We start from the raw sequence: 23,836 nt of genomic DNA, 5'->3' as shown, positions 1-23,836 counted from the left end.
CCTGCACACCCACTTTTACACATCGTTTCCCTTCTTACTAAGCGTCTAAACCTTATCGTTCATAAAATTCTGCTATACTGTGGAATAGAAAATACGTACAGAAATGAGGGCTTCACATGAGTACATTACAAACATTGGATCACTATTTCACAGAAAACCGTGAGCGTCACATGGAAGAACTGAAAGCATTTTTGGAAATTCCAAGCATCAGTGCTTTATCGGTACATCAACCGGATATGCAAAAGGCTGCTGAATGGTTGGCAAGCGCTTTTAAAGACACAGGTCTTGAGAATGTGTCAATTGAGGAAACAACCGGGCAGCCTGTCGTCTATGCCGACTGGCTGCATGCGGAGAATCAGCCAACTATTCTAATCTATGGTCACTATGATGTACAACCTGTCGATCCCCTTCATTTATGGGAAACACCACCGTTTGAGCCATCCATCCGTGATAATAAATTGTATGCACGCGGTGCGAGTGATGACAAAGGGCAAGTGTTTATGCATGTGAAAGCGATCGAGGCCCTGATGAAATTGGACGGAAAACTTCCTGTTAACGTCAAGCTCATCATTGAAGGCGAAGAAGAAATCGGAAGCCCTAGCCTCGAAGCGTATATTCGGGAAAATCAGGAAAAGCTGGCTGCTGACTTGATCGTCATTTCTGACACAGGAATGTACGGACCCGGACAACCTGCCATCTGCTACGGACTGCGCGGCTTAGCCGGCGTACAAGTCGATGTGAAAGGTCCTAAAGGAGATCTTCATTCAGGATTGTACGGCGGAGGTGTACAAAATCCAATTCACGCCTTAGTTGAAATCTTGGCTTCGTTCCGAGACAAAGAAGGTACGATTGCGATTGATGGTTTTTATGATCAAGTTCGAGATCTGACAGACGAAGAGCGTTCTGCCTGGGCAGCTTTGGACTTCGATAAGGAAGCGATTAAAAAGGAAGTCGGCGTAAAGGAGCTTACCGGCGAACCCGGCTATTCTTATACGGAGCGTACATGGGCTCGTCCTACATTAGAAATCAATGGCGTATTCGGTGGATTTTCAGGGGAAGGAATCAAAACGGTTCTGCCGTCGGAGGCAGGGGCAAAAATCACTTGCCGATTAGTACCCGATCAAGATCCTGATGATATTGTCGATAAGTTGCGCGCGCATATCAAAAAACATGAGCCTGTCGGTTGTACGGTGACGGTGACCGATTTCGATAAAGGAAAACCTTATTTGACGCCTTATGACCACGAGGTAATTCAAGCAGCAGGAAGAGCTTATGAACAAGTGTATGGTGTACCGACTGTTTATACCCGTGGCGGCGGTTCCATTCCGATCGTAGCTGCTTTTGATGAAATTCTTAACTTGCCTGTCGTTTTGATGGGCTTCGGTCTCGATACAGAAAACTTCCACGCACCGAATGAACATTTTCATTTGGAAAACTTCGACAAGGGCTTGCGTGTGATCAGCAGCTACTATGGAGAAGTTGAAAAGCTTGGACTTTGAAGTAACACTGTACTGTAGATAAAAGAATTGGCAGGCGGTTACGGCACCGTTGATCTACATTCCAGGCGGACGCTTTCCGGGGGGCGCCGCCTTCCACTACGATCAAATTGCGTATTTTCTTAGCATTAGTATGGGGTTATTTGTAATTACAAAAAATAGTACTAGTGAAGGTGTAAACTTTTTTCTTTCTAATAAAGCGATAAGACATTATGTATAGTGAACTCACTATGTTTTACAGCTCACTCTATACGGATTGAAGCGGAAGATGGGCGACTCCAGCAGGATTAGCGTGACAGGTGAGACCCTGGACTAAGCGAGGCGAAGGAAGCGGCTCACCGCACGCCCCGCGGAAAGCGTCCCATCTGGAGCGGAAATCCCCGGACAACAAGCATATTATTTTGCTTTATTTTTCTCTCTAGCGCTATTCAGACCAACTATTTCCGTATTTTTCCTACAAGTCAAAACAGGCTGTCCTTGAATAAAAGGGCAGCCTGTTTTTGTTTATTCCACTGAATCTTCTTCACTGTCGCCGAAATACGTGATGATTTCTTCGACAGGCTTGCGCGGGTTGGCTTTGGGAGCTGCGTCGAAATAGCCGAATTGGAGCATGCTGATGATTCGTTCACCGGGGTGTATACCTAAGCGTTCACGGAATTTCGGGTTGTCCAGGAAGCCTGGTGTCTTCCAGCATGTCCCGATTCCCTTATCCCATGCCAGCAATTGAATGTTTTGAATCAACATGCTAGCTGCCGCGTAATCCTCTAGACGCTCTTTTTGACGAGCGTCTTCAGGCACGATAACAAAAACGGCTGCACTGGCAGACGTAAACTTTTTCATTTGCTTTTCTAAGTCTTCATCCGAAAGCTGCTTCCAGTTCGCCACGCCGAATTCTTTCAACACGTCCAGAATTTGCTCATATTGCTCGCCTGCTGCTACAACTAAGCGCCAAGGATTCCGGTTTCCATGGTTCGGTGCCCAAACGGCATCTTCTATAATTTCTGGTATAATTTCAGGTTCGATTGGCTGTCCGTTAAAGCTTTTGATCGAACGCCTTGAGATAATGGCTTCTCTTACCGATAATGCTTGTTCATTCAAACTCAACCTTCTCCTTTGTAAGTAAAGTATTTAGCTACAAGTATACCCCAACTATATAGGTTGTTACTAGAGGCTAAGCGAAAACACTTCGATTCAACGACCGTGACTCAAGAAAAGTTGTCGTTAATTTTGAAGAAAATATACGTGGCATTGGGCGAATAGGCATACGAATCTTTATAATCCCACGTTCGGTGATATGCATTATAAGTATGGGCATTGACAAGCGGTATCCTGCCATCTTTAGCTGTGACGATGGTCGAATGATCAAATCGCCCATCGCCCTGGAAGTCATAGGCGATGACGTCACCGAGTCCGAGCTCTTCCGCCGAACCGACTTGCGTAGCTGTCAATCCTTTTTTAGAAGTGGCTAAATACCAGCGCAATGAATGGGCGACGGTGAAACTGAAACTCCACGTCCCATTGCGCATCCACCATCCTTTTTCACGGTTCGGATAGCCATGCATCGGTGCACCGCCTGCCAATAAACACTGCGATATATAATTCGTGCAATCATCCTCCACGATCGGAAAAGCAGGATTTCTGCTATTCCACCATTTATCTGCATATCGGACAGCCGCTAATCGATCATACAAAAAAACCCCTCCTTGCCAAACTATATGACAAGAAAGGGCAGCTCATTAATGATTTAATACTTTAGACAAAAAGTTCCGGGCACGCTCTGTGTTAGGGTTTGAGAAAAACTTGTCAGGTGATGCTTGTTCCACGACTTTTCCTTCTGCCATGAAAATGATTTCATCACAGATCTCTTTCGCGAATCCCATTTCATGGGTCACCACCACCATCGTCATCCCATCTTCTGCCAGCTTACGAATTGCATCCAGCACTTCCGTAACCATTTCAGGATCCAGTGCAGATGTCGGTTCATCAAACAACATCACCCGAGGTTCCATTGCTAACGCTCGAGCAATCGCTACTCTCTGTTGCTGCCCGCCAGACAGTCTATTTGGGTACGCATCAAATTTGTCACCCAAGCCTAATGAAGTCAGAAGTTCTTTCCCTCTCTTCTCCGCCTCTCCTTTACTCAGCCCCTTGACGTTTATTGGAGCTAACGTCACATTTTGAAGTGCTGTCAGGAATGGATAGAGATTAAAGCTTTGAAACACAAACCCAATTTCCGATCGCGCTTTATTAATATCTACTTTTTTATCATGGATGGAGATCCCATCTACAATGATTTCTCCATTATCGATTGGTTCTAACGCATTAATTGTACGAATCAACGTGGATTTGCCTGCACCACTCGGACCGATAATCGCCACTACATGGGATTTAGGCACTTCCAACGTAACATCAGTCAGCACTTGATTCGTACCAAATGTTTTATTGACATTTTTTACAGCAATCATTTACGGCACTCCTTCACATCGGCAATCATCAATTTTCCCTCGACAAAAGTCGTTTTTCAATAACACGGATAATCATGGACAGTGTAAATGTCATAGCAAAATAGACAAAACCAACGAATGTCCATACTTCGATTGAACGGAATGTGGTAGAGACCAGGTTTTTCGCATTCAACGTCAATTCCGTTGCACCAATTACAGAAATTAGTGAAGAGTCTTTAATGAGCATGATAAATTGTGAAGCAAGCGGTGGAAGAACTCGACGGAATGCCTGTGGCAAAACGATGAGCCGCATAGCCTGCCAATAACTCATACCCGAAGAACGGGCCGCTTCCATTTGACCTTTCGGCACACCTTGAATTCCGGAACGAACGATTTCCGCAATGAAGGCTCCTGTAAAAATTGCCAAACCGATGATGGCCCCCCAGTAGGAGCCTAACTTCAAAAATTGGCCTAATACAAAGAAAATCCAAATCAGTAAAACTAACAGCGGCACGCCACGCATGACTTCTACATAAGCTGAAGAAATTAGACGGATATATTTATTTCTGGAGATCCTGCCCATTCCGAATATAATACCGATCGGAATAGCAAGGAGTAAAGCAATCGCTGAAATTTCAAGCGTCTTTAATGTCCCTTCAATAAAAATATCCTTGTTTTGAGAGATGACACTGAAGTCATAATCATAGCTTCCCATATTAATCTTCCGTAACCTTCGTCAGCCAGTCACTTTCTTCAAACCAGCGCGTTCTGGATTCCAATTCTTCCGGACTATCGATGTAGCCATGCAAAAATGAATTCAACCATTGCAATGTTTCAAAATCATTTTTCTTCACAGCAATCCCAAGATTTTCAGCAGAAAGCAAACCTTCTACCTGATGTACTTGTCCTTCATGCTCCAAGCGCCATACCGCGATAGCCGGCTCATCGTAAACGACTGCGTCAGCTTGTCCTGAACCCATTGCTGTAGCAGCTAAAGGGAAATCTTCAAAGTCCACGACTTCAGCATTTTTGAATTGAGATTTCGCCAGTAACGCACCTGTTGTTCCTACGCCCACTGCAATTTTCTTTCCTTTTACGTCCAGCTCTTCCCAAGACTTAACATCTTTATTGGCAGCTGGAACCATGATCGCCTGACCTGTTTTGTAGTAAGGATCCGACATACCGACCGCCAGTGCACGGTCTCCTCGAATCGTCATCCCTGCGATGACCATATCTACTTCTCCGGTTTGGAGCGCTGGTACTAAGCCGTCAAATACGAATTGTTTGAACTCCACGTCAACTTTCAACCATTCACCAACTGCATTTGCCAAGTCGATGTCATACCCTACATAACCGCCCTCTGTGCTCTTCATCTCAAAAGGGAAATAACCCGGTGCGATCCCGACCACCAGTTTCTTCTTGTCCTGGATGTTCTTTAAGGTGGATTTCTCTGTTGTGCCTGCTCCACCTCCGTCATTATTACTACAGCCTGCAATAATTAATACGAGAATGAGTAAAAGTGCCGAAACTGTCTTTTTCATTCGTTTTCCCTTCTTCCTTTAAAGTGATGTCAATCTTCTAAATTAAAATAATTATAAGTTATTGGCAGAGAGCTGTCTACAGCTGTTTGAATAGTATATTCATAGTGCAATGAATATTTTTTTAACTCAATTGGTTATAGCCTGCTACCGATGTCTTTTGGTATACTTAATATACAACACGATGAATAAATATACAATAGCTATTATAAAATAATCATAAATTCTCTAATTTTTGAGGATTTATCGGGTAAGAACAGAATTTATTTATCATTAAAAAATGGCAGTTCCCGAAGAAATTCTTCAAGAACTGCCATCTGCTATTCTATATATGGAGCATAGGGGGCTCGAACCAAACTTTTCAAGAAGTGCCTTAATAGCAGTCTTTACAAGGGTTTATAGGATTTTTTATCGTCCATTGAATACGGGTTTGACTACGGTTGATTAAAAAAAAGTTATGAATACGTTTCAATGATTATCATTGCTTTGGTAATTAAAAAGGGCAAGGGCAATTAAATAGTGACGTTCAACATCTCTGGTAAAGAGGTGTTTTTTTATTTGACGCAAATTTGTACTGTTAAACATTATTAACCGCTATATTTCCGATGAAACAACGGACAAAAAATGTAGACTTATCTTTTCTTTCGCTACCCTTTAATCCAAATGTAAACTACGCCGCCAAGCGTTTTTGTTCACCAATCTAATGTAATTTCTTCGATCACTTCTTGTGCCTGTTTAGCTGGATACCAACGCTTTCTTTCCTTACGCCTTTCAATTGCCCTCATTCGAACATCAGATAGAATCTCTTGCTCCAAATATCTTTTGGACATGCACGTCAATTGACAAAGCTTGTCTACATCCACAAACCACAAAGTTTCTCTGATTTCTTGATCTAGTTGTTTGTGGATGTATTCCTTAATAGCTTGTTTATCAAGTTCAATTTCCACTCTTGCGGGGATCATTTAAGGTCCTCACTTTCTTTTTCAGCTTCTTCTTTTTGTCGTTTTTCTAGTAAAAGGGGGAGGAAAGTTTTTGTAAAAATTTTTTTCATTGACTCCAATGTCTCTTCGCTGATTCCAAGACGTTCCGTTTCGACGTTGTATTTTGATTTATTCATGCTACAAATCATTTCCCTCTACTCACAGTCTTAAATTAAACCTTCTCTTTTACATCCGACTATACTAAACATCGATATAATTACTTATCGCCAAATATTAGGTAGAAGTTTTTGTCGAGGAAATTTGCCATTTCGCTGGCTAAGAAGCTCCATTTTTCTCCCCTCTTATTAGGATAGTAGACAAATCCACCGTTTTCCACATCAAGTAATACTTTGAACTTAGGAACGTAAAGGATATTTTCTTTTAACCACGCTTGTTTTTTATTTGTGCGTTTTTCTAAATCTTGCATATTCCAATACACACCTTGTAATCGATTCTTTTTTAACTCTTCTAGCTCAACCTTAGAAATTATCACAGATTCAGCAGGTATAGGAATTGTTAATTCTACCTTCAACTGTTGCATGGTCAAGCCTCCTATTTAAATTCTGATCATACTTCCTCAATGGACAACCATCGATCTATTGCATCTAAATCGAAAATCAATATTTGTTTTGATGGCCTGATATGAGGAATTCGCTTCGTCCTGATCAACCTGTAAATTGTAGACTCTGACATCGGACAGTTTATTGAAGTTAAGTATTCGCATAATGATTTCACTCCACGAACTCGTCGTAAGTTTCTATAATCCATACTTTTCCCTCCTTTTTTTATAAATCTTAACACAAAAAAAGAGGAGCCGAAGCCCCTCTTATAATCTAACTCCTTTCATGTATGCAGCTGTGGAAGTTCTATCATAATTCATAGCATCCACAGTATCATAGATGCCTTCACCTACGAGTTTGCCATCCAGGAATACATCTGTACTCTTTTGTAGCAACTTCATAAGCAATGAATTCTGTTCTGCCATCATCTGATTTTGCTGGATAAGCGTATTAAGCATATCGCCAAACACTCCCGCACTACTGCTGCCTAAACCTCCAGGACGGATTGCATTATTACCCCCACCACCTGTAATAGCTTTAGCAGCCAATGCCAACAATTTCATGGCATCCGGTCGGCGCTTCGGATCAGTAGGGATAACGAATTCCCCGTGACCTTCTTCGGCCAACATAGAGAGGGTAGGCTTACTAATATATCCGCCTGTGGCATATCCATTAGGATCAATATTCACGCCATTCTTAAACACCTCATAGTGCAAGTGTGGACCTGTTGACCATCCAGTGGATCCGACTAAACCTACCGTTTGACCTTTTGAAACAGTCTGACCAACTCTTACTGAGTTACGTGAGTTATGCTGATAGATACGCTCCATGATGCCAGATTTAACGCGTACGTAATTGCCGCGACCTTCCATATATCCGGAATTTACAACTGTTCCTGCTACTTGGTTAGGTATTGGTGTGCCGGATGGAGCACCGTAGTCATCACCGCGGTGGAATGTACGCACGCCTGTAATTGGATGAGTACGCCAACCATAACGAGAAGTTAATTTGAATGGTGAGCCGAAACCGTCACCTTTCAATTCTTCTGCTTTTTTAAACATATTTTTCAGGTATTCGGATGCTTTATTCTTCACAAATCCGAATGCACCTTTTGCCATCGATGCCATACCGCCTGCAAACCCTGTGATTTTACCGAGACCCATAGCATCGATCAGCTTCATTGGATTCTTAGCATAATTCCACACGTTGGAGAGAGCGGAAGTGAGACTACTTGCTTTGTCCTTCACCCAATCCATCACGCCTGCGCCTTTTGCAAAGTGGGGAATGTCACCTTTCAGGTATTGCTCTGTAATTTTGTTAGGGATAACACGCGTGCCTTTTGGAGCGTTTACTAGCGTGTCGGTGTCAGGACTCAAGAAAGTTTCACCGGTAGGCAGCTCCACTAATTCACGACCGAATTTATCCCCGACAACCATTAGACCACCTTTGTGAGAGTCTGTACCGTATGCAAATTTCGGTACATTCCATTTAGGAATATTCCCGCCGACTCCTAAAGATTTGGTGATAGAGTTTAGTCCGCCGATCAAGCCGTTGACAACAGCGCCAAACGCATTTGCCATCTTCTGACCAACATTTTTAATACCATCTACGGCAAGACCAGCCATTTTAACAATGCCGTCTTTCATTTTCCCTGGCAATGCAGTGGCCCCGCTGACGATCTTGCCAAAAATCTCATCTGCTTTTTCACGTGTTTTAGTAAGTGTGGAAGTAATTGAGCCCTTTACATCTTGAAACTTTTGCTTGGTATCCGTCTTTAGTTGTTGTGATTTGTCACTAAAAGATTTACGGAGAGACTCATATTTATCAGAGGCGTTCTTTCTCATTTCCTCTGCTTTATTTGTGACATTATTCTTCATGTCTGTCCAACCATCTTTTACCGTCTTGACGCCATCGGAAGTCTTTTCTTTTGCTGTCTTCCACATGTCCGAAAACTTATCCTTGACGTTTTTACCTAATTCAGTAGTTTTATCCGTGACACCTTTTTTCATAACTTCCCACTTGGATAGGATTTCTCCAGTTTCCCAGTTGACTTCTTTGACGTGTTCTTTCGCTTGTTTTTGAGCTTCCGTCACAACATCTTTATGCTTATTTTGCGCGTGTTTGACAGATTCATCACGTTGCTTTTTTGCTTCATTAATAATGTCTTGAGCCTCTTTAGCACTGATACTACCTGTTTCATCACGCTCTTTAGTAGCAAACGCAACCACGTCATTAAATTTCTTGTCAGCATCAGCAATTACTTTGTCACGTGCTGTAGCCGATTCTTTTACTACTGCCGCCGCTTGTTTGGCAGATAGATCGGAAGCAGTGGCACGCATTCTCTCCAGGATAACTTTCTGTTCGCGTTCGTTATCTGTCAGATAGACAACCGCTGTTTCATTCATTTTCTGTTGAATCGCATTGATCTGTTGCTGTTCGCTTTCTGTCAGCTGACGCTTTTGATCTGCAGCGTTTTGCAAAATCTGCTGAATTCGTTCCTCTGCATACTTTTGTTCAACCTCTCGCTGTTGATTCCGCGTTTTTTGTTTGCGAAGAATTTCTTCTTCACGTTCATTAGACAAAGCGCTACTATTTAAAAAGAAAGATTCCATTTCTTTGATTTGCTCGCCGTGCTGTTTTTTCATATTGTCCAGGATTTGTTTGTTCATTTTGCTGAACTTACCGGATATGCTATCAGCCATTTCTTGCGTAACAGATTTACCTTTAATGGTCATCTTGCTTAATTGTTCACTGGCGCCATCCGACAAATCGAAGAAACCTGTGAGTGCTTCTTTTGTTGACTTACTGACACCTTTACCGAATCGATCGACTTCTGGTATGGCATCTTTTTTCAGATGATTGTACAAACCTATCCCGGCTACTGTCAATCCGGCAATTGCGGCTACCGTAAGGCCCACAGGGCCAGTAAGTGCGGCAAAACCGACTTTCAGCGTACCAAGCAGACCGCCCATTGAAGCCATCTTTGTTAATAATGGTCCAACCACTAGAGAAACATTAGCTACTAACCCGCCTACTTTACTCAATCCTAAAATCAGTGGTCCGATCCCGATAGCGAAAGCAGATCCGATAAGTACGGTATTTTTCAAAAGGCTTTGCATGGATGGGGATAAATTATCATAAGAGGCCTTCAGTGATTTCATTTTATCTATAAATCCAGTAAACATTTCGCCGGCTTTTACACCAACTCTTTCCGCCGTTACTCCAATATCATCAATACGATCCGTGAAATTTGCAATCATTGGCTTCATTTGCGAAAAGAAGCCCCCACCCTTTCCTCCAGCATCTAAAAACGATGCACCTATACGACCGACTGCAGCCCACATGTTTGATAGACCAGCTGTGAACGACTCTTCACCCATCTTCTTAGCCGCTCCGCCAATATTCTTTTCAATGGCATTCATGAGCATTTCAGAGGACACTTTTCCGCTTTTCGCAAGATCGAATACCGCATCTTCGGCAACGCCAGCCTCTTTTGCTAGCCATTGATAGATAGGTAAACCTCTATCAGACAATTGTTGTAACTCGCCATTATATGCCTTGTTAGATGTTTGAACCTTGTTTAGAATAGATCCCATTTCTCCCAGTCCTGCACCAGCAATAGCGGCTGCATCTCCTGTCAGTGATAGATACTTCGTCAATTCTTTCCCTGGCTCAATACCAGCTGCTACAGCGTTTGCGGCTGTGGTTGCCGCTTCGTCCATACCGTATGATGTACCCTTAACTGATTCGAGGGCAGATTTCATAATATTTTCAACGCCAGTTGCATCGTGTCCAAGGCCTTTTAGCTTGGCGCGTGCGGTATCAATGCCAACTAGTCGACCAAATCCTTTAACTAGCGCAATACCGCCTAAAGCAGATGCCGCACCGACAGCAGGCAGTGTAATTTTCTTGGTTAAACTACTACCAATCTTTCCGGCTTTATCAGAAATGGATTTCAGTCCAGTACCGAAATTCGTTAACTGATCGCCCACCTTAAATAATGTAGTGCCTTGTATTTCTTGTTGTCGTTGAAACTCTTTCATTTCAGCTGTAACGCTTCCGACATGGCGCTCTAAATTATTCAATGCGGCAGCTTGATTGTTATAGTGAGTAGCTGCCTTTTCGGCTTCCACAGATCCCTCTCCATGAGCAGTCACCATTTTTTCATACGTTTTTCTAGCGGCTTCAGTAGAAATTTTTTGTGCTTCCACTCTTTTATTTAAACCTTCTAACTGCGTGCCATACTTTTTTAAGGATTTCTCCCCACGATCAAACGCGGACATATTGACTTTCATTTCACTGCCTAGCAGGGACATTTTGGATTTCAAACTCGCTAGTCCTGTGTCTACCTTCATAGTGTCTAATGAAAGACCAATCGTCAGGCCCTCTATCCTTTCTGCCATTTTCTCACCAACCTTTTTTATTTTTTTGTACAAAAAAGTCCACTCCGATATAAAAACGGAATGGACTTCTTGAGTCTCTAATTAGGGATTCTATTGATCCTCTGATATTTAATTACTGAAAGAATTGAACGCCCCGCATTTCGGGCATTTGATTTCCACAGTTCCTTTCAGTTTTCCTAACAACCGATTACACTTCATGCAACGGATCTCTTTAATTTCTTTTCCTGTGGAGGTCAAACGGCACCACCTGGCCTTTCGGGTCTTCCGTCGGCAGCTGTAATTTTGCATAAGCCGTAACATAAAAAATCACTTCTTTGGTCAGTGGCAGTATATCCGTGAATTCGATATTCCTTTCCAAATCCTGCGCTGTAAACTTATGTCCGAACACGGCGCAAATATAAGGAATACACGCTTGTATTTTTTCGAATGGATCACTGCTTTTTAATAGTACTTGTTCCAACTCCAGGGAACGATTCACTACATCAATCGTTATACTATTTTTCGGACGGAAGACTTTTTTCTTTCCGTCTATTTGAAGTTCTAATTTCATACGTTTCATGAATTCACCTCATAACACTTCGATGTCATCAAATGTTGGTTTATTTTCTTGTTCTATCTCCACACGGGCACCTACAATTATATTGAAATCTTTCCCTCTTTCTAAAGAAATCCAAGGAATGTCTTTTTCGATATGCGTATGCTTAATACCTCTCACGCCATAATGCGCCATACTTCTAATTGCGCCTTCTATCACAAATTCTTTCAATACTTCTTCCGGTTCATTTTCGAAAGTTTTATCAAAAGAACGTTTTCCATTGAATGGCATTTTATTAATATCCAGAAGTTTATCGATTTTATCCTTCGTTGTAAGAATAGGGCCACCCTTTTTGTTATATAAAGCAACCGACATTATCATATTGTCAGATATAATTTCTAATTGATATGGATAGTAAAAAGTGTTTACCGGTTGTTCCAATCTGTAAATTTTCTTTTGAAATTCATACATTATTTTTTCCCCCTTTTCAAGAATGCGATAAATTTATTTGTTTCCACCGGAACACTAATACCCTTCAACTCCAGTAGTGTTCCATTTAATAATTTCACCGCGTTCCCCGCTTTGATTCGGTCCCCGTTAGGATGATAAAGTTTAGAACGGGCGCTTACTGTCATCGGTTCCATATATCCAATTTCTGCAGTTAATAACATACCAATTTGTTCAGGGATCAAGCTCATCTTCTCTAGATCTCGAATTGATTCAACTAACGGAAGAATTTCGTTTTCCAGCAATTCGATTTTCTCTTTTAGCTGCCCTTTCAATTCATTCAGTTTTTCGGAAGTGGCCAACCCTTCCACATGTACATTTCGTTTAATCGCCTCACGAAATTCAGCAGGTATTGCCGGTTCGCTTAGCTGATTGAATCTAATTTTCCTTTTCAATTCTTCAATTCTCTCATTGATCGCTTCAAATTCTTCCGGCGTTCGAACTTCCTTCTTTTCTGATTGTAGAATTGTTAATTCGTGTTCTGGCTGCATCTTTTTAAGTAACATATCTTCACGCTCCAACGTTGCCTGGATCGCCTTTTTTGATTCAATATAATAATCATCCGTATTTATTGTCATGCCATTCTCTCCCTTTAATATAATTTCTCATAGTATTTTTTCAGATAATCGTTTCTTCTTGCTTGGATCTCCATATCTTTTCGTTCTTCTGCTATACGTTTTTCTCTGCTTTTAGATAAATTACTTTCTACAGCCTTTGTCACCCTATCAATGAACTTGATGGCTCCAGCATTGCTTTTAGGTTTGCTGTTCTGCTTGAAATTTGCAAACGCTTCATCAATTTCGCTGTTTGGAGTACCGTGCTGCAGTAATAATTTTTTAGCCACCTGCATATCAATTTTGCCTTCCCTTACTGCTTTCACTAAGCCATTTAAATTGTTTTTCTGTATCTCTTGTTCTGCCATCATCTTTAAATCTATTTTGTCGAACACACTTTTCACCGCCTTTTTATTAGAGTGACCCCAAATTTCACGTACAGTAATTGCTATAAATATATGAGACTGTTGACTTTCAGCACCCCCACCCCCTACGCGAGAACATTTTTAATAAAATCTGGACAGAACACTACCCTCACCGGTCCCGGGGAAAAAGAAATAGACTAAAATTATTCCTGGGGGGCATCTATTTCACTTCGGCCTTTACATCCACACACAATGCAATCCAGCCGCTGCCTTCCCGTCCGATAATCTGGATAGGGAACGCATTATGTCAGAAGAAACTTAGCCGATCCCACAATTCTCTTCGCTTGCTCGCCTCATTGTCCTTGTATCGCTGTATTTCATCGTTCGTCATATATACTTTCAATCGCCCTTTCATGAAAGGAATACGGCCCCGCTCTGCTTGGTATTCATCTTCTAATCGCTCTGCTTCATCTTCTAATCGTTGTTCTTCTTTGACAAAGAACTGTTCGATGCGTTTGAGATTCCTCTTCAAGACCCGGCGTAAGGACACATAGTCTACCTTCTCATTGTGTAGAAAGAATCTGCTGAGTAACTTACTAGACGGCTTGTCCAGACTGTCCATGATAGATAGGAAGAGTTTATGTTCTCCATACAGATTTTCTATACGCTTGATGTAGGCCTTCTTCTCGTCCAGTATCATCAATGCTAGGTTCTCTGTACCCTTCATGACTGGCTGGTCTGTATCGTACATAGGCACGCCATAGCTGAACTCATACAGCTGCTCGAAGTGTTCGGTCTGTCTGCGCTCCATTCGTTCGGCCAACTTCTTCGATTGTGCAGACATCCACAGTGAGTACATAACGCTCCTGATCCCTGCCTCTTCTTGGTCCATTGCTTTATCAGGAGAATCAACTTCATCTGGCTCCACTTCGTAAATAGTTCCAGCTGTCAATTCTTTTATTTGTTCACCGAATGATTCTGAAAGGGTTGAGTGGTTCACGCTGCACACCTCATTTCACTTCTTTGCTCTATCTTATTGAAAAGTTCTTTTTGAATTGTTCCAAGTTAGAGTGGATGAGTTCAAACTTCTTAATAACTTTCATAATCTTTGAGTGTTCAGTGTAAATATAATTAGCGCTGTATCCTAAAACTTTAGCGACTGCTTCTAACGTCATCCCTTCTATATACTTCATCTTCAAAATCTGACTATCAAGATCCTCGAATGAATTTAAAATAACCTTGAATTCACCTTCACGCATCAAAAGTTTATCTAACTGTGCCTGTGTTTCCTTACGGTCTTCATTGGCGAGCTGGTCATCCGTTAATTTAAACTCTAAATAATGAATTTCATTTCGTAACTTAAAGTAATCGCCTATCCATAAATTCACTTATCCCACCTCTCTATTTGACTTGATGGTTTTTATTAATTCGGCATGAATTTGTTTAACGCGGTTGCTACTGTAGCCTAATTGTTGAGCAACTTTATCTAAAGTCAGGCCATCAATATATTTCAACTTCATTATTTTGTTTTGAAGAGTGCTAAAGGTGCTTACCAATTCTATTGTTCCTGTTCTAGTCTCTTTCTTGAATTCAATGATTCCTTCTAGTGCCTGAATAGCTTCATGCCCTGGCATTTCCAACTTCAATTGTTTAAGTCGCATTTCTAAATTGGATATTTCTTTTTCAAGCTCCCACAAATCAGTTAGCCATCTCATAGCTGGACACCATACTTTTCAGCTAATCGGATATTCTCTGGATTCTCTCGATCTACCACAAGATTATAAGAAGCGATATACGGCAGATCGATACAGTGAGCGACTCGACTCCCTTCATTAGCGGAGTGAATGTGTCGCTTTTTGCAGATCACACATTTTTCTACCACAGAATACAATTCAGTTGGTTTTGCGTAAGTCGTTTCTTTTAGTGTTACGATGTTTTGTTTTGTCATTTTCTCGACTCCTTTTATCGTATTTGGGTACCTTTAGGTGTTATTTTGGTACTTTGGGTACTCGCTGGGTACCTTCTAAACCTTTTCATACCAATACCTCAACCTGTCCGGTACCCAAAGTACCCTATATTTCTAAGATTGTAGGATATATATTTATTAACAGATGTAAATGAAATCACTGTCATGAACCTATTAAATAATTGGGTACTTTGGGTACTTTGGGTACTTATATAATAAAAACATTGATATGAAGCTGTTTATCTAGGTACCCAAATAGAATTTTAACGACTTAGCATTGTGTACTTTGGGTACCTTTTGGAATTATTCTTCTTCTTCAAAGTCAAAACCTATTTTTTCTATAACTTCAGGATTAAAAGGAACAGGTCTGTATTTTTTTCGCAAATGTTTAAGTTGTCGAGTATCAGTTTTCTTACCATCACGATCAGTCCCTAAAGTAATTCCTCTTCGCAACCACTCGTTTCTGATTGCGTTCATTTCAACTCCTAAGAACTCCTTCAGGTAGGCTGGCAATAGATAAAGCGTTCCGTCTTTATAGATTGCTTTCATCTCCATCTTTGATTCATACTTTCCTGAAATGCATTCTCTGGAAGCGTCTAGATCAGTCAATAACGCTTCTAACATTTGCATGGGCTTGTCCACTGATTTGTTTTCTTCCATAATTTCATCAAATAATACTTCCAGCCAACCAAGATCCAGTGGTGCATTGAAAAACTTCATCAGTAGACCCGCTGTAAAATAAATAGCTGAATAATGTCGGGCTATCCTAGAAACAACTTCATTCCCATTACTTTTCTTTTGGAACATTTCATTATGCTGATAATACAAAGGGAGCAACTCTTTCACGTTCTTTTGCCAGTGTTCAAGAAATTCCATCCCTACGGTTCCGTGATTAGTTTCTATTGCCGTATAAAGTTCACTGAAAAATATATGATCCGGATCTTTAAACGGCAATCCTTTTATCGGTAATACTCGCGCTGCAGCTCCCCCGGCTCTTTCGGCATAATCAACGAGTGACGTTTCACCAGTAGAAAGCATTAGGTTATTCCATGAAAATTCTTTCTGACTACCTGACACACTTCCGCGCCCTTTAGATCGACCGCCGCTAAAGTTGTATATAAATCTTTGTAACTGCCGTTCATCCGCCTTCATACTGTCATCCAGAATTAAAGGAAAGCTGTTCAAGAAGGCTGATTTACGTTCGAAAGAGACTGCTGTACCATTCCATTCAGAAACAAGATGCTCAGTACCCCACACACTCGCCGCTGCCTTCAATAAGGTCGTTTTACCTTTAGACGTAGGACCGGATAGATCAATAATGAATGGTCCTAATTTCAAATCCTTTAAGATAACTGATGTAAATGAAGATATGAGCATTAATAACGCTTTCGGATGTGGTTCAACCAATTTCAATACTGTTTCAATCCATTCCTTACTACTGCCGGACGACTGGAACGCTTCAAATATTTGTTTCTCGCCTATGTCACCAGGAAGAATCTCCAAACCGTCCGTATGTAAAGGATGGACGAATGATTTTTCTACATGGCCAAGCCGTTCAACCATTTCCGTAGATGGTACATTATTTAGCAACAAGAACTTATCGAAGAAATTAATCAGGTTCTTAGCATTGTTATCATTCACCGCTAATGACATATTAGAAATCTTCTTGAGTTCGACAGCAGTTGATATGGTCAAAGCAGGTACTACTTCTTTGTATAATCTTCCTTCATTTTGCCAACATAGTTCGTAGTAAAATTCAGACCGTTCTATATTAGTAAGTGATCGTGTGATGATCGGAAACGTTCTAATTAAGTGAACTGGAAATGTAATTTTATTTTCACCTTTGCCTTCTGAAACGATAATATAAAGCCTACCTTCTTTGACCTCAAAACCTTCTGGTATTCGTACGCTAAAACCGGAGGGGTGATCTACAGTTTGAATTTCAGGTTTTTGTAATTTTTCTTTCTGCCTTTCAGCAAGATTAATTATTTCAACAGGTGGTTTTGTCATTATCTCCCCCTCCTTTCAAATTCTTTTTTAGCAATACTCGCAATAACTGTATCTAATTCTTCACGATCCATCGGGGGATTATTTCGTTCGTTCCATAAATGCATCATCTCGTAAACTAATAATAAATCTACTTTCCTTGATAGAAGATGGCCAACAATGGAAGTGGCTGCAGGGTTGCGTCCCTCGCCTTCTGCCAGACCTTGCATAAGCTTTTGCCAGTGTGAGGATGGTTGCGCAATCGTTTTACCGTCATTTACCTGGGTCGGCTGCTTTATTAGGTCTGTTAGCCACCGAGGTGCATCAGCTATTAGGACTTCCAATGGTCTACTTGAAAGTTCCCACTCATATCGTGTACCTGTTTCATGAATAGATGGAGAAGCTATTATGTAGCCACCATCTCCTCGTATATCTAGGCCAGGTTGAAAGTTCACCTTATTGCCTATACCTTCTTGATATTTAAATAAGTAATGACTGCCCCCTGACCCGGTAATCGATTCGACAGTATCAGGCAACGGTTCATGTTGTTCAGTCAACTGTTCAAGAGTCTCACGTCCATCCACCTTATGAACATCTACATCTAAAACGAAAATTCCTGACTCTCTGCCTGTACGAATTGCAATATTTGCCCCTGGGTAATCCGTTCCCCACCATTGATTAATAATTTCAAGATCATTGGTAGCTGCTTTCAAACCATTGCGCGGGATGGGGTGTTTAGCTATCTGTTTACAGTTCATGTTCTGACAGGTGCATTTCCCTGCCCCTCTTAGGCTATGGACAGGGAACACATGCCAGTTTAGAAGATCTGCATAAGCCAGCGCGGCTCTAAGCATCTGTTTATTGTGTGATCGTACATTGATTTCACCTGTATTCTTTGGTACAATTAGTGTCATAAGATTCAGTCCTTTGTGCATAAAAGTTAGGTGTATTGTTGGTTAGCGTCACAATTCCCTCCTGCTTAGCTACTTACCTAACAGTGATATTTGCATCACCTGCCGATTTGTTATAAAATTAAATAAGAGTTTATATCCCAAGCCTCGTCCGGTGCAACGGAATTAGGCTTTTTTTATTTGCTCTGATTCGTCATTTTTCGCAACAATGACAGACTTTTTTTCATTCAATTCCCCGACCTTTATCAAATCACCTAATAGGGTTTGCATTTCGTCAATTTTCTTGTATTCGTGATTAACTTCTTTTAGCAAACGAAACATTAAATTATCTACTGTTTGCAAAGCGTCGTTGTTATCCCACAAAAAATACATTTGCTTATCACCGGCATACTTGTCTTTCGCGTCTAGCGCCATCCTACCTAAAACATTTCTAGCGTGTTCTAGATCTTCGAGTAAACAACCTAAGTAACCAAGACTATAGGTAATCTCAAATGCAAGTTCTTCTGCTGTTTGGTTTGTCTTGTCCATCATGAGCCCTCCTTTTTTCTCTTCAATTCACGATTTTTTTCTTTCATCAACTCCAAAGCCTGAAGAATTGCGAACCTCGCAAGATGATCCAGCTCAACGTCATAACATTCACTTTCAAGCCCCACCAATTCAGCTTCCTCTTTTAGCAATGCTTTGTATTCTTCCAGTTCTTCGATTGAACTTTTATACAGTGTGATCTGCATAGTCTCCATATCGTTTCCCTCCTACTTAATCGCTACAATAAATGTAATGATGACAATTGCCACGTAGAAAATGTTGATTGCTAACACGTTTGCATTTTCTGATTCCGTGCCGGTAAGTGCGTTTAGGATATCCTTCATTAGATCACCACCTTATAACCTTTCATTGTCATGGTGTGTATAATACTTTTCTAATTCATCAATCGCCTTCTTTATACAGTGAAGGGTGTCTTCGTCCCTGTGGCCGTCGTTATCGTGTTCAAAAGCACGTTTCCATTCCTTCATATCCTCAATCACGTGGTCCACCAGCTTCACCTCTTTCACATTTTTTTAGGAACTAAAAATCTACCTAATTGCCCTTGCCCGGGTTTTATATTTTATATTTCGCAATCATTGCATCTAAATCTTGGGTATCAATAATTCGTACACCATCAATACAACAGACCGGCAACTTATAAACCTCAATCCACTTTGTTAAAGTGTTGTGAGAAATAGAAGCATATTTACTTGCCTCAGCTAGCCTCAGGTAACGCTTACTATTTTCCTGAATGAGAACGCTTAGAGTCTTCATAACCGATTCCACAATCTCATTTCTCATTTCTTGTTGGACTTCTTGGGAAAAGATACTAACCATTTACTTTCACCTCCGTATTAGTTACTTTCCTTCCGCTTTCATTTCGAACTCTATCGGCGTCACAGATGATTAAAAAAATTTGAAACTCATCATTGATATTAAAAAGAATTTCGCCACTAGGTAACGTTCTACCATTTTCAATGTCTGAGAAGTAACTTCTCGAGATGCCGATTTTTTCCGCTGCCTTTTTTTGTGTCCATCCTCTTTTTTTACGCTCTTCCCTTAATCTAACCGGGTAAATCGCTCTTATATTCATTTCTAACCCTCCTTTGTACACTATCGGCGTCACTCCTTAATTGAAGTATAGCATAACTTAAAAATTAGTGTCAAGAAAATGTTTCCTATCGGCGTCATTTTTTGCTATCCTTAGCTTATAGGAGGGATAGGGTATGTCAATAGGTGAAAATGTAAAGAGGATACGAACTGAAAAAAAGCTCACACAACAAGAACTGGCTGAAAAGATGGGTATTTCCCGATCTTATCTAAGCGATATAGAAAACAACAGAAAAAACCCAAGTTCCAAAACACTCGAAGCGCTAGCTGAAAAACTAAACGTTTCAATGCTTTACCTTACGACTGGTAAAAAGACTTTAAACGACTTGGACGATAGCGAATTAAAGGAACAATTCAAACCTGTTGCAAGTAAGATTAAAGCCGGAAATGCCGGTACTACTAAATATGTGAAAACAAAACTAAAAGAACTATCTGAAAGCGAACTCGAGTATGCAGTAACTCAATACCTTGCAAACGCATTAATTTTTCTCCGCACCTCTAATGAAGAGGAACTTAAAACTCTAACAGTAATTATTGTTCAACTAATTAAATATAGAAATTACGGTAAACATGATTATGTTGAACAAGACGAACTATTAGACTTTATTGAAGGGGAAACAAAAGAGTTCAAAGAGTTTTTAAAAAGGCGATTCCATTATAAGGGCGATGATTAAATGGCATACATCTATAAACGCGGCAGTAAATAGGCATACCGTGCCTATGTCATAAAAAATTCAATGAAGATTTTTAATTAGAATTCCATATTTATATTTAAATCCAGACTTTTTCCCTTAATTGCCCTTGCCCGGACAAACAGGGAGAGAATTATAATGGCTAAGAAAAAGAAATCAACAATTGAAAGCTACAAACTAAAAAACGGTGAAAAACGTTACATGTTTCAAATCTATGTAGGTGTTAATCCACTGACTGGAAAAGAACAAAGGACCACTAGAAGAGGCTTTAAAACACAAAAAGAAGCCCAGTTGGCCCTATCTCGCTTACGACTGGCGATAGACAACGGAACTTTTAGAAAAGTAACGGCTGAAACTTACCGAGATGTGTATGACTTGTGGATTGTTCAGTACGAAAAGACTGTTGAGGAAAGTACATTTGTTAAAACAAAAGAACTCTTTAAAAATCATATTTTGCCTGCAATGGCTGCTTATAAAATAGACAAAATCAACGTAGATATATGTCAAAAACATGTGGATGAATGGGCGGCAAAATTAAAAAGTTTCCGCAAGGTAAAATCGTATGCCGCACGAGTTATAGATTTTGCGATTAAACGCGGCTATATAGAAACAAATCCATTCACCTATGTAGATATGCCTGCCGCTGCTTCCAAGAAGGTAGTTGTAACTAATGAAGATGAAGCGGAGAACTTCTATACCCGTGAGCAGCTTATCAAGTTCCTATCTTGCTTAGAACAGGAAAGTAACTACAAAGCATATGCCCTATTCCGTTTACTTGCTTTCAGCGGTATGCGTAAAGGCGAAGCGTTAGCCCTTAACTGGATTGACCTGAACTTCACCACAAAGGAGTTGCGTATCAACAAGGCGCTTTCACGGGGGAAGGATAACAAGTTGTATGTTAAGTCCACAAAGACAGGTGAAGCCCGTACAATCAAAATGGATGACAACACAGTCGCCATCTTGAAAGAGTGGAAGAAAAAGCAGAAGCAAGATTATTTAAAACTCGGCTTTAATACATTGCAGTCCAAGCAGCTTATGTTTAGCAACGAGCACAACGAATACTTGCAGCCAACAAAAACACGTAAATGGATTGTGCATGTCCAAGATAAATATGAATTAGGCACAATCACGACACATGGTTTACGCCATACACATTGTTCATTGTTATTTGAAGCCGGTGCAAGCATTAAAGAGGTACAGGATCGTTTAGGACACACTGACGTTCAAACGACGATGAACATCTACACACACGTCACAAATGAAGCAAAAGAAGAAGCAATATTGAAGTTCGCCGACTATATCAAAATGTAGATGCATGCCTGCATTTTGACTACGGCTTTGACTACGTTTGAATACGGTCCGATGAAATTCATTGATTTTAGGAAAAAGAAAAAACCCTTATATATCAAGGGTTTTGACTTTGTTTGAAACTCATTGAATTTCTAAAATGGAGCATAGGGGGCTCGAACCCCTGACCTTCGCACTGCCAGCGCGACGCTCTCCCAGCTGAGCTAATGCCCCTCGTTTCTGATACAATATAGAGTATAGCAAGTGTTCGATGAAAAGACAATAGGCAAGAAAGGTGGTAGGACAGATGCAGCATGCAGAAAGAGAACTGACCGAATCCGTGGTATTATGCGATTCAAAGGGTCTTCTCAATCCTGAGTCAATTGGATTTGCCCGAAGTCCTTTAGTAATCAGTAATCTCAAAGGGCAGTTTATGAAAAAGAAAAGGTGGAATTATTGGTGTATTTATGGAGAAGATTTATTATTTTCTACGTCAATTGTTCATCTGGACCATAAAGCTATTTGTCAAATTTACATACTAGATTACGAAACCCAGCGATTCTATGAAAAGTATCTGACCTTGCCACTGGGTAGACGTGTCAAAATGCCCGAAGAACCTTTGAACAGCATCAAGTTCATTCATGACCAACTTACTGTTCAGTTCGTCCACATGCAAGGTGAAACGCATCTGTCTGTCACTATTCCTGACTTCGACAACGAAACGTTGCATGCAGATCTGCACATCATCCATCCTGAAAAAGATGAATCATTGAATGTCGTCATTCCAAAAAGTCGCGACATTTTCCATTTCACTTCCAAACACGCCATTTTACCTACCGGTGGCTTTGTAAAAATTGGCGATCGACGATACGATTTCAATCCCTATTACAGCTTCGCGGTCCATGATTATGGCCGAGGTGTTTGGAGCAGTATGACGGATTGGAGCTGGGCGATGGCATCCCAACGGACAGGTGGAAAACGAGTGGGCTTGAATCTAGGCGGAGGCTGGACAGACGGCACAGGCTTAACAGAAAATGCAGTGTTTGTGGAAGGTACAATGTATAAGATCCACGAAGATGTATTATTTGAAAGAAATATTGAAAACCCCTTAAATCCTTGGCGTATTCAATCAAAATTTTCAAATGATGTCAACTTAACATTCAAACCATTCTTCCAGCAACATACACTTGATCGTTATTGTATTCGCAAGATGTCAGTTAATCAAATGGTTGGTTATTATCACGGAAAGATTCGTCTGCCGAATGATCAAATATTGCCGATCAGACAAATGCTCGGTTCCATTCTACAGCGCACAGATCGATAATCCAGGTATTTAGGCATACTCCATTCTCTTCATACCTTGAATTTGTGGTTTAGCTCCAGCCTTTTCAGGTCATAATATAAGTACTATGAACTTTGAAAGGGTGGCGCTCATGTCATTTTTACGAATGGTATCAATTGTGGGTTTTTCTTCAGTTTTAATTTTGGGAGGCTGTTCTTCGAAAAAAGAGGCACCTAATAATGACGATCCGACAATCGGTTACGAAGATGAAGATAAAGGCAGTTCCATTAACACAGGGGACGGTTACGGTTTCACAGACTTCGATTTGTCGATCAAGAAAGACGGCAAGAAGATTGAAGTCGATTATGAAGACGTCAAACCTTCCGATGCAGAATACATCAATGAGTTTCAAAAAGTGAACAAAGAAGGCAACGATGCAATTGACAGTATGCACAAAATGTTTATGGAAGTTCTGCTAGACAGTGATACGACAAAAGAAGAAGCAATCGAGAGAATTTTGAAATGGTACGGACTTGATGATTATGATGAGTTCGAACTAGACGTGAAGTATACAGATAATAAATCGCTAGACATTGAAGAGAAGAAATAACACAAAAAGCCATCGATCCTTCATTGGATCGATGGCTTAATTTATGGATAAACATCAAAATAATAAGTTGGAATCCAAAAACCAT

The 23,836-nt window shown here is 40.7% G+C and carries 31 protein-coding genes and 1 tRNA gene; 5 read left to right on the top strand and 27 right to left on the bottom strand.

Going from position 1 to position 23,836, the window contains the following annotated elements:
* Positions 1 to 116: 116 nt before the first annotated feature.
* Positions 117 to 1,499 (top strand): dipeptidase, encoded by a 1,383-nt coding sequence (locus MKY93_RS02640; RefSeq protein ID WP_340758171.1) that lies wholly within the window; start codon positions 117 to 119, stop codon positions 1,497 to 1,499.
* Between the two features lie 501 nt (positions 1,500 to 2,000).
* On the opposite strand, the gene MKY93_RS02635 is transcribed toward MKY93_RS02640, so the two are convergent.
* The 26 genes from MKY93_RS02635 to MKY93_RS02515 form a co-directional block, all read right to left on the bottom strand.
* A complete protein-coding gene (locus MKY93_RS02635; protein WP_340758170.1) occupies positions 2,001 to 2,594 on the bottom strand; it encodes a nitroreductase family protein in 594 nt (197 codons plus the stop codon).
* A 107-nt stretch (positions 2,595 to 2,701) separates the two neighbouring features.
* Entirely contained in the window at positions 2,702 to 3,187 is a 486-nt protein-coding gene (locus MKY93_RS02630; RefSeq protein WP_078817412.1) for an amidase domain-containing protein, read from the bottom strand.
* Between the two features lie 45 nt (positions 3,188 to 3,232).
* Positions 3,233 to 3,961 carry an amino acid ABC transporter ATP-binding protein gene (locus tag MKY93_RS02625; RefSeq protein ID WP_340758169.1) on the bottom strand — a complete coding sequence of 243 codons (729 nt, stop codon included), beginning with the start codon at positions 3,959 to 3,961 and terminating at the stop codon, positions 3,233 to 3,235.
* A 28-nt stretch (positions 3,962 to 3,989) separates the two neighbouring features.
* Complete coding sequence (locus MKY93_RS02620; RefSeq protein WP_340758168.1) at positions 3,990 to 4,655, bottom strand: amino acid ABC transporter permease; 666 nt, start codon at positions 4,653 to 4,655, stop codon at positions 3,990 to 3,992.
* 1 nt (position 4,656) lies between these two features.
* A complete protein-coding gene (locus MKY93_RS02615; RefSeq protein ID WP_078817415.1) occupies positions 4,657 to 5,481 on the bottom strand; it encodes a transporter substrate-binding domain-containing protein in 825 nt (274 codons plus the stop codon).
* A gap of 689 nt (positions 5,482 to 6,170) precedes the next feature.
* Complete coding sequence (locus tag MKY93_RS02610; RefSeq protein ID WP_340758167.1) at positions 6,171 to 6,440, bottom strand: hypothetical protein; 270 nt, start codon at positions 6,438 to 6,440, stop codon at positions 6,171 to 6,173.
* Positions 6,437 to 6,595: a hypothetical protein gene (locus tag MKY93_RS02605; protein ID WP_340758166.1), complete on the bottom strand. Its 159-nt coding sequence runs from the start codon at positions 6,593 to 6,595 to the stop codon at positions 6,437 to 6,439. The genes MKY93_RS02610 and MKY93_RS02605 overlap by 4 nt, the downstream gene beginning before the upstream one ends.
* A gap of 80 nt (positions 6,596 to 6,675) precedes the next feature.
* Complete coding sequence (locus MKY93_RS02600) at positions 6,676 to 6,999, bottom strand: DUF771 domain-containing protein (RefSeq protein WP_340758165.1); 324 nt, start codon at positions 6,997 to 6,999, stop codon at positions 6,676 to 6,678.
* Positions 7,000 to 7,025: 26 nt separating this feature from the next.
* Positions 7,026 to 7,226, bottom strand: a complete 201-nt coding sequence (locus tag MKY93_RS02595) for a helix-turn-helix transcriptional regulator (RefSeq protein WP_340758164.1) — start codon at positions 7,224 to 7,226, stop codon at positions 7,026 to 7,028.
* Positions 7,227 to 7,284: 58 nt separating this feature from the next.
* Positions 7,285 to 11,454, bottom strand: coding sequence for a peptidoglycan DD-metalloendopeptidase family protein (locus tag MKY93_RS02590; RefSeq protein ID WP_340758163.1), 4,170 nt, complete (start codon positions 11,452 to 11,454; stop codon positions 7,285 to 7,287).
* Between the two features lie 75 nt (positions 11,455 to 11,529).
* Positions 11,530 to 11,619, bottom strand: coding sequence for a Com family DNA-binding transcriptional regulator (locus MKY93_RS20390; protein WP_445683474.1), 90 nt, complete (start codon positions 11,617 to 11,619; stop codon positions 11,530 to 11,532).
* Positions 11,620 to 11,632: 13 nt separating this feature from the next.
* Entirely contained in the window at positions 11,633 to 11,980 is a 348-nt protein-coding gene (gene gpG / locus MKY93_RS02585) for a phage tail assembly chaperone G (protein ID WP_340758162.1), read from the bottom strand.
* 9 nt (positions 11,981 to 11,989) lie between these two features.
* Positions 11,990 to 12,427, bottom strand: a complete 438-nt coding sequence (locus tag MKY93_RS02580; RefSeq protein ID WP_340758161.1) for a hypothetical protein — start codon at positions 12,425 to 12,427, stop codon at positions 11,990 to 11,992.
* A complete protein-coding gene (locus MKY93_RS02575; RefSeq protein WP_340758160.1) occupies positions 12,427 to 13,041 on the bottom strand; it encodes a hypothetical protein in 615 nt (204 codons plus the stop codon). Before MKY93_RS02575 ends, MKY93_RS02580 begins: the two co-directional genes overlap by 1 nt.
* A gap of 14 nt (positions 13,042 to 13,055) precedes the next feature.
* Positions 13,056 to 13,385 carry a hypothetical protein gene (locus MKY93_RS02570; protein ID WP_340758159.1) on the bottom strand — a complete coding sequence of 110 codons (330 nt, stop codon included), beginning with the start codon at positions 13,383 to 13,385 and terminating at the stop codon, positions 13,056 to 13,058.
* Positions 13,386 to 13,689: 304 nt separating this feature from the next.
* Positions 13,690 to 14,382, bottom strand: coding sequence for a hypothetical protein (locus MKY93_RS02565; protein WP_340758158.1), 693 nt, complete (start codon positions 14,380 to 14,382; stop codon positions 13,690 to 13,692).
* A gap of 28 nt (positions 14,383 to 14,410) precedes the next feature.
* On the bottom strand, positions 14,411 to 14,770 hold the full coding sequence (locus MKY93_RS02560; RefSeq protein WP_340758157.1) for a hypothetical protein: 360 nt from the start codon (positions 14,768 to 14,770) through the stop codon (positions 14,411 to 14,413).
* The gene (locus MKY93_RS02555) at positions 14,771 to 15,097 is read right to left on the bottom strand and encodes a sigma factor-like helix-turn-helix DNA-binding protein (RefSeq protein ID WP_340758156.1); all 327 of its coding nucleotides are present in this window, start codon (positions 15,095 to 15,097) and stop codon (positions 14,771 to 14,773) included.
* Positions 15,094 to 15,330: a hypothetical protein gene (locus tag MKY93_RS02550; RefSeq protein WP_340758155.1), complete on the bottom strand. Its 237-nt coding sequence runs from the start codon at positions 15,328 to 15,330 to the stop codon at positions 15,094 to 15,096. Before MKY93_RS02550 ends, MKY93_RS02555 begins: the two co-directional genes overlap by 4 nt.
* Positions 15,331 to 15,651: 321 nt before the next feature.
* Complete coding sequence (locus MKY93_RS02545) at positions 15,652 to 17,358, bottom strand: DUF927 domain-containing protein (RefSeq protein WP_340758154.1); 1,707 nt, start codon at positions 17,356 to 17,358, stop codon at positions 15,652 to 15,654.
* Entirely contained in the window at positions 17,358 to 18,188 is an 831-nt protein-coding gene (locus MKY93_RS02540) for a bifunctional DNA primase/polymerase (protein WP_340760892.1), read from the bottom strand. Before MKY93_RS02540 ends, MKY93_RS02545 begins: the two co-directional genes overlap by 1 nt.
* 222 nt (positions 18,189 to 18,410) lie before the next feature.
* Positions 18,411 to 18,773, bottom strand: coding sequence for a hypothetical protein (locus tag MKY93_RS02535; protein ID WP_340758153.1), 363 nt, complete (start codon positions 18,771 to 18,773; stop codon positions 18,411 to 18,413).
* Complete coding sequence (locus MKY93_RS02530; RefSeq protein ID WP_340758152.1) at positions 18,773 to 18,985, bottom strand: hypothetical protein; 213 nt, start codon at positions 18,983 to 18,985, stop codon at positions 18,773 to 18,775. Before MKY93_RS02530 ends, MKY93_RS02535 begins: the two co-directional genes overlap by 1 nt.
* A 141-nt stretch (positions 18,986 to 19,126) precedes the next feature.
* The gene (locus MKY93_RS02525) at positions 19,127 to 19,279 is read right to left on the bottom strand and encodes a hypothetical protein (RefSeq protein ID WP_340758151.1); all 153 of its coding nucleotides are present in this window, start codon (positions 19,277 to 19,279) and stop codon (positions 19,127 to 19,129) included.
* 64 nt (positions 19,280 to 19,343) lie between these two features.
* Complete coding sequence (locus tag MKY93_RS02520; RefSeq protein ID WP_340758150.1) at positions 19,344 to 19,607, bottom strand: helix-turn-helix domain-containing protein; 264 nt, start codon at positions 19,605 to 19,607, stop codon at positions 19,344 to 19,346.
* Positions 19,600 to 19,863, bottom strand: coding sequence for a helix-turn-helix domain-containing protein (locus tag MKY93_RS02515; RefSeq protein WP_340758149.1), 264 nt, complete (start codon positions 19,861 to 19,863; stop codon positions 19,600 to 19,602). The genes MKY93_RS02520 and MKY93_RS02515 overlap by 8 nt, the downstream gene beginning before the upstream one ends.
* A 133-nt stretch (positions 19,864 to 19,996) precedes the next feature.
* Between MKY93_RS02515 and MKY93_RS02510 the strand changes: the two genes are divergently transcribed.
* Both MKY93_RS02510 and MKY93_RS02505 read left to right on the top strand, forming a co-directional pair.
* Positions 19,997 to 20,554: a helix-turn-helix domain-containing protein gene (locus tag MKY93_RS02510; protein WP_340758148.1), complete on the top strand. Its 558-nt coding sequence runs from the start codon at positions 19,997 to 19,999 to the stop codon at positions 20,552 to 20,554.
* Between the two features lie 156 nt (positions 20,555 to 20,710).
* The gene (locus tag MKY93_RS02505) at positions 20,711 to 21,883 is read left to right on the top strand and encodes a site-specific integrase (protein ID WP_340758147.1); all 1,173 of its coding nucleotides are present in this window, start codon (positions 20,711 to 20,713) and stop codon (positions 21,881 to 21,883) included.
* A 137-nt stretch (positions 21,884 to 22,020) separates the two neighbouring features.
* On the opposite strand, the gene MKY93_RS02500 is transcribed toward MKY93_RS02505, so the two are convergent.
* A tRNA-Ala gene (locus MKY93_RS02500) sits at positions 22,021 to 22,093 on the bottom strand.
* A 73-nt stretch (positions 22,094 to 22,166) separates the two neighbouring features.
* On the opposite strand from MKY93_RS02500, the gene MKY93_RS02495 reads away from it, so the two are divergent.
* Positions 22,167 to 23,183: a DUF2804 domain-containing protein gene (locus MKY93_RS02495; RefSeq protein ID WP_078817416.1), complete on the top strand. Its 1,017-nt coding sequence runs from the start codon at positions 22,167 to 22,169 to the stop codon at positions 23,181 to 23,183.
* Positions 23,184 to 23,307: 124 nt separating this feature from the next.
* Positions 23,308 to 23,751: a YusW family protein gene (locus MKY93_RS02490; RefSeq protein WP_340758146.1), complete on the top strand. Its 444-nt coding sequence runs from the start codon at positions 23,308 to 23,310 to the stop codon at positions 23,749 to 23,751.
* Positions 23,752 to 23,836: the final 85 nt, after the last annotated feature.

The organism is Sporosarcina sp. FSL W7-1283 (assembly GCF_038003105.1).
Lineage (GTDB): Bacteria > Bacillota > Bacilli > Bacillales_A > Planococcaceae > Sporosarcina > Sporosarcina newyorkensis.
This window is presented reverse-complemented; position numbering and strand designations above follow the sequence as displayed.

Coding starts and splice junctions, on each gene's coding strand:
- MKY93_RS02640 (WP_340758171.1), top strand. CDS start 117: ATGAGTACATTACAAACATTGGATCACTATTTCACAGAAAACCGTGAG.
- MKY93_RS02625 (WP_340758169.1), bottom strand. CDS start 3,961: ATGATTGCTGTAAAAAATGTCAATAAAACATTTGGTACGAATCAAGTG.
- MKY93_RS02620 (WP_340758168.1), bottom strand. CDS start 4,655: ATGGGAAGCTATGATTATGACTTCAGTGTCATCTCTCAAAACAAGGAT.
- MKY93_RS02615 (WP_078817415.1), bottom strand. CDS start 5,481: ATGAAAAAGACAGTTTCGGCACTTTTACTCATTCTCGTATTAATTATT.
- MKY93_RS02610 (WP_340758167.1), bottom strand. CDS start 6,440: ATGATCCCCGCAAGAGTGGAAATTGAACTTGATAAACAAGCTATTAAG.
- MKY93_RS02605 (WP_340758166.1), bottom strand. CDS start 6,595: ATGAATAAATCAAAATACAACGTCGAAACGGAACGTCTTGGAATCAGC.
- MKY93_RS02600 (WP_340758165.1), bottom strand. CDS start 6,999: ATGCAACAGTTGAAGGTAGAATTAACAATTCCTATACCTGCTGAATCT.
- MKY93_RS02595 (WP_340758164.1), bottom strand. CDS start 7,226: ATGGATTATAGAAACTTACGACGAGTTCGTGGAGTGAAATCATTATGC.
- MKY93_RS20390 (WP_445683474.1), bottom strand. CDS start 11,619: ATGAAGTGTAATCGGTTGTTAGGAAAACTGAAAGGAACTGTGGAAATC.
- gpG (WP_340758162.1), bottom strand. CDS start 11,980: ATGAAACGTATGAAATTAGAACTTCAAATAGACGGAAAGAAAAAAGTC.
- MKY93_RS02580 (WP_340758161.1), bottom strand. CDS start 12,427: ATGTATGAATTTCAAAAGAAAATTTACAGATTGGAACAACCGGTAAAC.
- MKY93_RS02575 (WP_340758160.1), bottom strand. CDS start 13,041: ATGACAATAAATACGGATGATTATTATATTGAATCAAAAAAGGCGATC.
- MKY93_RS02570 (WP_340758159.1), bottom strand. CDS start 13,385: ATGGCAGAACAAGAGATACAGAAAAACAATTTAAATGGCTTAGTGAAA.
- MKY93_RS02555 (WP_340758156.1), bottom strand. CDS start 15,097: ATGAGATGGCTAACTGATTTGTGGGAGCTTGAAAAAGAAATATCCAAT.
- MKY93_RS02550 (WP_340758155.1), bottom strand. CDS start 15,330: ATGACAAAACAAAACATCGTAACACTAAAAGAAACGACTTACGCAAAA.
- MKY93_RS02545 (WP_340758154.1), bottom strand. CDS start 17,358: ATGACAAAACCACCTGTTGAAATAATTAATCTTGCTGAAAGGCAGAAA.
- MKY93_RS02540 (WP_340760892.1), bottom strand. CDS start 18,188: ATGCTTAGAGCCGCGCTGGCTTATGCAGATCTTCTAAACTGGCATGTG.
- MKY93_RS02535 (WP_340758153.1), bottom strand. CDS start 18,773: ATGGACAAGACAAACCAAACAGCAGAAGAACTTGCATTTGAGATTACC.
- MKY93_RS02530 (WP_340758152.1), bottom strand. CDS start 18,985: ATGGAGACTATGCAGATCACACTGTATAAAAGTTCAATCGAAGAACTG.
- MKY93_RS02520 (WP_340758150.1), bottom strand. CDS start 19,607: ATGGTTAGTATCTTTTCCCAAGAAGTCCAACAAGAAATGAGAAATGAG.
- MKY93_RS02515 (WP_340758149.1), bottom strand. CDS start 19,863: ATGAATATAAGAGCGATTTACCCGGTTAGATTAAGGGAAGAGCGTAAA.
- MKY93_RS02510 (WP_340758148.1), top strand. CDS start 19,997: ATGTCAATAGGTGAAAATGTAAAGAGGATACGAACTGAAAAAAAGCTC.
- MKY93_RS02505 (WP_340758147.1), top strand. CDS start 20,711: ATGGCTAAGAAAAAGAAATCAACAATTGAAAGCTACAAACTAAAAAAC.
- MKY93_RS02495 (WP_078817416.1), top strand. CDS start 22,167: ATGCAGCATGCAGAAAGAGAACTGACCGAATCCGTGGTATTATGCGAT.
- MKY93_RS02490 (WP_340758146.1), top strand. CDS start 23,308: ATGGTATCAATTGTGGGTTTTTCTTCAGTTTTAATTTTGGGAGGCTGT.